4 protein-coding genes and 1 pseudogene are annotated in these 6467 nt (G+C 36.9%); 4 read left to right on the top strand and 1 reads right to left on the bottom strand.

The genetic code is table 11. The annotated features are described in order from the left end of the window. Positions 1 to 214, bottom strand: a 214-nt coding sequence (locus ACTTKP_RS10640) for a DUF1653 domain-containing protein (protein WP_442553878.1), incomplete at its 3' end; no start/stop codon positions are given. 282 nt (positions 215 to 496) lie between these two features. On the opposite strand from ACTTKP_RS10640, the gene ACTTKP_RS10635 reads away from it, so the two are divergent. The 4 genes and pseudogenes from ACTTKP_RS10635 to ACTTKP_RS10620 all read left to right on the top strand — a co-directional run. Further along, positions 497 to 2401: an ABC transporter substrate-binding protein gene (locus ACTTKP_RS10635; RefSeq protein ID WP_442553877.1), complete on the top strand. Its 1905-nt coding sequence runs from the start codon at positions 497 to 499 to the stop codon at positions 2399 to 2401. A 183-nt stretch (positions 2402 to 2584) separates the two neighbouring features. Next, entirely contained in the window at positions 2585 to 4522 is a 1938-nt protein-coding gene (locus tag ACTTKP_RS10630) for an ABC transporter substrate-binding protein (protein ID WP_442553876.1), read from the top strand. Positions 4523 to 4808: 286 nt separating this feature from the next. Further along, a complete protein-coding gene (locus ACTTKP_RS10625) occupies positions 4809 to 5795 on the top strand; it encodes an ABC transporter permease (protein WP_442553875.1) in 987 nt (328 codons plus the stop codon). Positions 5796 to 5808: 13 nt separating this feature from the next. Next, a pseudogene (locus ACTTKP_RS10620) lies at positions 5809 to 6467 on the top strand (hypothetical protein); the annotation flags it as partial.

Here is a 6467-nt window from a genome sequence, read left to right as displayed (position 1 = left end):
CTTTTGAGTCTGGATATTTGGTCTTATCCACATTGCTAAGGAACATACTAAGAGGCCTTGCGTATATGCCAAAATCGCCATAAAGAGCCTGATATACTACCAATACTTCTCTTGTTTCGCTATGTGTGGCTATGCTTAATATTTGATATAAATTCCCTTTAAAATGTCTGTATATTTCGAAAGGTTTAGGCATCTGTCTTTCAATATTTTCCATTCATAATTCTCCTTACAAATAATTAGCTAGATTGTATCATAGTGTGATGCTTACTGTCTAGTGGAGAAGGTTTAGTAGTTATGTGGTTTGTACCATTTTAACTACTTAGTGGCAAAACATATAACAGATAATTACTAAAATATATAGGCTAAAGGTCTGGTTAGGCTTGACAGTTATCTCTGCACTGGCATATAATAGTGACCGTTGTTATTAAAAGATATGACAAAATTAATTTGTAAAAGAGTGAACAAATGTGAGTTAAAAAGGAGGAAATCAAACAAAATGAAAAAGAAACAGCTTTTAAGTGCTCTTCTTGCAGGATTTATGGCGATTACGCTTACAGCCTGTGGAGGTAATTCGGTTTCAACAGAAGGAACCTCATCAAGTGCGACAGATTCATCTGCGTCGAGTACATCAAGTGTTGCTTCAGGAAGTGCATCAGCTAGTGCAGAGGGTACACCGGTTGATGGAGGACAGCTTATTATAGGCGATCAGACACAGTCAAATGGTGATATCTATCCATACTGGACAAATAATATATCTGATAACAGTGTGTACAAACTCACATCAGGATATGATACCGTCGTAGTAAACAGACATGGTAAATTTGTAGTGGATCCACAGGCAGTTAAAGAAAAGACCGACACAAAGAATGATGACGGTTCAGTTACAACTACATTTAAGCTTCAGGAAGATTTGAAGTGGAGTAATGGTGAGCCTATCACTGCTAAGGACTATGTGTTCCGTATACTTTACTTCTCCCATCCTGTACTTGTAGAAATGGGAGCTACCGATAATTCTGAAGGTATAAAATTTGTAGGTTTTGCTGATTATAATTCAGGAAAGTCTAAGGTATTTAAGGGAGTAAGGCTTTTAGGAGATTATGAGTTTTCAGTTACAATAAATAAGGACTATCTTCCAAACTATTATCAGGACGCACTTTCAGCAGCAGGAGCAGGCTATATGAAGGGATGGCTTCCTGAGGGCTATGATATAAAGGATGATGGTGAAGGTGCTTATTTCACTAAGGAATTAAAGGCTAAAGATATTAAAAAACAGGCTGATGATTACCGTTTTAATATGACTGCTTTCTCTGGTCCATATATGAAAGAAAAGTATGATGAGACATCTAATACATATACACTTGTAAAGAATCCTAACTATAAGGGTAATTATGAAGGTGTTAAGCCACATATTGATACGATTATTTATAAGTTTGTCCAGAGTGAAACACAGATGGATGAGCTTGCTACAGGTGGTGTTGATATCCTTGTAAAGATGGGTGAGGCAAATGAAATCAACTCTGGTATGGATCTTGTAGATAAGGGAACACATGGTTATGTAGATTATCCCCGTAACGGATATGGAAAGCTGGTACTTGTTTGCGATAGAGGACCTACACAGTATACAGAGGTTCGTCATGCAATAGCATATCTTCTTGACAGAAATGAATTTGCAAAGACGTTAACAGGTGGACATGGAAGTGTGGTTAACGGTTATTATGGTATAGCTCAGTGGATGGTAGAGGAAAGAGAAGATGATATTGGAAAACTCAATCAGTATAACTTCTCCGTAGAAAAGGCTGTTGAAGAGCTTGAAAAGGCCGGATTTACAGTAGATAAGGCTGGAAAGCCATATAAGAGCGGACTTCGCTATAAGAAACTTGAAGATGGTAAGCTTATGCCACTTACAATTAATTTGTGTTCATCTGAGAACAACCCTGTATCAGACCTTCTTGCTACTAAACTTGTAAATAGTGAGGATGTAAAGAGGGCAGGTATGGAGATTAAGCAGAGCATGGTTACCTTTAATGAGCTTATTGAGAACTATGAACAGCGTAAGAAGAATGACTACAATATGTACAGTATGGGAGTAGGCTTTAATGTGATTTATGAGCCACAGCAGCCATTTGAAATTGGAAATCCACAGAATTATAACAGAATTTCAGATGAAGAACTTGCAAAACTTGCAAAAGAGCTTAATCTTGTAGATCCTGAAAATGAAGAAGAGTATCTTGACAGGTTTGTAGCTTTCCAAAAGAGATGGAATGAACTTCTTCCTGACCTTCCTCTTTATTCAAATCAGTATCATGACTTCTTTAACAGCAAGTTAAAAGGTTATGAAGGAATAAAGGATGCAATTTGGGATATAACTTCACAGCTTACATATTGCTGGATTCAGGAATAAAAAATATTATAAGTATAAATGGTTAGATTCTACATTGAGTCTAACCATTTTTATATTTTGGAATAGTAGATATGAAAAAAAGTGATAGTGTACGCATAGGCTTGACAATTGTCTTTATGCTGACATATAATAGTCACTATCATTTTTGTATAAATGAAGAGATTAAGAAGAGGAGGATACAAAATGAAAAAGAAAAGAATTTTAAGCTTGTTTCTTGCAGGTGTGATGGCTGTTTCACTTACAGCTTGCGGAGGTGGCTCTGCCTCAACTGAGGGCAGTGCATCAAGTACAGGTTCAAGTGCATCAACTACATCATCGAGTACAGCTAGTGCATCATCAAGTGTATCAAGTGCATCATCAAGTGCATCAAGTACAGCTAGTGCAGAGGCTGCTCCGGTAAGTGGTGGACAGCTTATAATTGGTGATAATACACAGTCAAATGGTGATATTTATCCATATTGGACAAATAATTCATCAGATGCTCAAGTATATTCGCTTACAAGTGGTGCATCAACAATTGAGATTGATAAGGCTGGTAAGTTTGTAGTAAATCCACAGGCAGTCAAAGAAAAGAATGATGTTAAAAATAGCGATGGAACAGTAACTACCACATTCAAACTTCAGGAAGATATGAAGTGGAGTAATGGTGAGCCTATTACAGCTAAAGATTATGTATTCCGTATTCTTTATTTTTCTTCACCTGTACTTGTAGAAATCGGAGCTACAACCAATACAGCAGGTTCCGACCTTGACGGCTTTACAGCATATAATGAAGGTAAGGATAAGGTATTTAAGGGAGTAAGACTTTTAGGAGATTATGAATTTTCTATAACAATAGCTAAAGAAAAACTTCCAAACTACTATCAGGATGCGATGGCGGCGGTTTCTCCTGCGTTTATGAAGGGCTGGTTACCGGAAGGCTATGATATAAAGGATGATGGTAAGGGTGCTTACTTTAGTAAGGACTTAAAAGCTAAGGATATTAAGAAAAAGGCTGATGATTTCCGCTTTAATATGGATGCATTCTCAGGTCCTTATATGAGAGAAAAATATGATGAGACTTCAAATACATATACACTTGTAAAGAATCCTAACTACAAGGGTAATTATGAAGGACAGAAGCCTTATATTGATACAATTATTTATAAATATGTACAGTTTGAGACACAGATGGATGAACTTGCAACAGGTGGTGTTGACATTCTTCTTAATATGGCTGAGGCAAATGAGATTAACTCAGGTATGGATCTTGTAGAAAAGGGAACACATGGCTATGTATCATATCCTCGTAACGGTTATGGTAAACTTGTATTTGTATGCGACAGAGGACCTACACAGTTTACAGAGGTTCGTCATGCAATAGCTTATCTTCTTGATAGAAATGAGTTTGCAAAGACATTTACAGGTGGACATGGTTCGGTAGTTAATGGCTGCTATGGTCTTGCGCAGTGGATGGTTGAGGAAAGAGAAGACGAGATTGGTGCTCTTAACCAGTACAGTTTCTCAGTAGATAATGCAATTGCAGAACTTGAAAAGGCCGGATTCACACTTGATAAGGATGGAAAGCCATATAAGAGCGGACTCCGTTACAAGAAACTCGATGATGGTAAACTTATGCCTCTTACAATACAGTGGTGTTCATCAGAGAACAACCCGGTATCAGCTCTTCTTGCTACAAAGCTTGCTAATAGTGATGATGTGAAGAAAGCCGGTATGGAGATTAAGCAGAGTGCAGTTACCTTTAATGAGCTTATACAGAATTTGGAACAGCAGAAGAAGAATGACTTCAATATGTATAGCATGGGAATTGGTTTTACAGCAATATATAATCCTGAGTTCGCATATGCTATCGGCAATCCTCAGAACCACAATAGAATTTCAGATGAAGAACTTGCAAAGCTTGCTAAGAATCTTAATCTTGTAGATCCTAGTGATACAGAAGAATATCTTAACAGATTCGTAGCTTTCCAGCAGAGATGGAATGAACTTGTTCCTGACCTTCCGCTTTATTCAAATGAATATCATGACTTCTTTACAAGTAAGTTAAAGGGTTATGAAGGAATAAAGGATGCGATTTGGGATATAACATCACAGATTAACTATTGTTGGATTCAGCAGTAAAAGTAATGATTTGATACAAATTATTAGCATATAGAAGGAATTTAAGTCCGAGGACATTGCTTTCTCGGACTTATTTCCTATTATTATACTTGAAAAAAAGTGTGTATTATTGTATACTAGAATGCAGTCTTCTGTTTACTGCACTGAGGATGGAGTCCGTCCTATATGCAGTGGGCAGAAATATATTACAATTATTTATGAAATATTTTGAATAATAATGCAAGTCTTTATAATTAATATACATAAATAATTGGCAAATTTATTACAATGAAAGCAGGTAGGGAGTATGCTAAAGTATATTACAAAGCGTTTGCTGTACATGGTTTTTGTATTTTTTACCATGTCAGTTTTAATTTTTGCCTTGTACAATGCCATTCCGGGAGATCCGGCTATGATGCAGGTGGCTAGTCAAAGAGATAAGATTAAACCGGAACAGTTTGAAAAGATTTATCAAAATATGAGACAGCAGATGGGACTTGATGATCCGGCTCCGGTAAGGTATGGAAAATGGATAAAGTCGGTAGTTACATTGAAGTTTGGTGATTCCATAATATATAAAAAACCGGTTACAGATGTTATAGTAGTACCTATGAAGAATACGATTTTTCTGAATTTGCTGGTAACATTTTTTGCTCTGGGAATAACTATACCGCTAGGTATATATTGTGCGGTCAAGAAGTTTTCAAAATTTGATACGGCGGTGCAAGTCCTAACCATTGTCGGGTACAGTCTGCCGGTATTTATATTTGCGCTTATTATTATTTACTTCTTTGCAGTACAGCTTAGATGGTTCCCTGTTTCGGGTATGAATACGCCAAATATTTCAGGCAGTGCTATGGTGCTGTTTTTGGATAGGGTAAAATACATGGTTTTACCTACTATGGTTCTTACACTTGCGTCTCTTGGAGGAATGACAAGGTATGTAAGGGCTGCTATGATAGATTCACTTCGTATGGATTACATCAGAACAGCAAGAGCAAAGGGACTTACTGAAAGAGTTGTTATATACTCTCATGCTTGGAGAAATGCCCTTCTTCCTATAATTACACTTATTATAAGCTGGTTTATAGGTATATTCTCAGGCTCAATTATAACTGAGTCAATATTTGCCTTAAACGGTATGGGAAAGATTTACCTTAAGGCTCTTAACGGACTTGATTATAACTTAGCTATGGGTGTTCAGATGTTTTATATAGTGGTTTCCCTTGTAGGAAACTTAATCATCGACCTTAGTTACGGTATAGTTGACCCTCGTGTAAGAATAGCTAAATAGTAAGGAGGAGAAGATGTCAGAAAAAAATAATAAGAAGAAACGCGCCTCCCTTCTTGCGAGGCTGTTTATGCCAAGAAATGGTATAGAAGAGAAAGATATAGATATATTTAAGGAAGAGCAGATGCAGTCACCGGGAAGGACAGTTGTTAAAAACTTCGTTTCTAATAAGCTGTCTATGACAGGTCTAATTGTTTTTGTCTGTATATTTTTATTTGTAATTATAGGCCCTATATTCTTTGTACAGGATCTTTCTTATGAGGAGAGTACACAGATTAACCTTGCACCCGGACTTGATATGATGGATGTGCCAAAGGGACTTCAGGGTAAGGTAGAGGATATCGCAATAGGTTCAAGCTTTTCTGTTGGTGTAAGTAAGACAGGTGGACTTTATATCTGGGGTAAGACTCAGGTGCTTCCTACTATTAACCTTAAAGATCTTCCAAAGGGGATAAAGGGTAAGAAGTTTGTTAAGGTGGCAGCAGGCATTGACCATGTAGTTGCACTTACAGATCAGAATGAATTAATTGCATGGGGAAATAAGAGACTTAAGCAGATTGATATTAATCCCGACATTAAATTTGACGGTGGTAAAATAGTTCAGCTTATAGCAGGTTATCAGATTACCGGTGTAGTTATGGATAATGGAAATGCCTATCTCTTTGGTAATACTTC

Origin of the sequence: Catonella sp. (assembly GCF_052169795.1) — a bacterium.
Lineage (GTDB): Bacteria > Bacillota > Clostridia > Lachnospirales > Lachnospiraceae > Catonella.
This window is presented reverse-complemented; position numbering and strand designations above follow the sequence as displayed.

Excerpts from the sequence above, each read along its gene's own strand:
- ACTTKP_RS10635 (WP_442553877.1), top strand. The coding sequence starts at position 497 with ATGAAAAAGAAACAGCTTTTAAGTGCTCTTCTTGCAGGATTTATGGCG.
- ACTTKP_RS10625 (WP_442553875.1), top strand. The coding sequence starts at position 4,809 with ATGCTAAAGTATATTACAAAGCGTTTGCTGTACATGGTTTTTGTATTT.
- ACTTKP_RS10630 (WP_442553876.1), top strand. The coding sequence starts at position 2,585 with ATGAAAAAGAAAAGAATTTTAAGCTTGTTTCTTGCAGGTGTGATGGCT.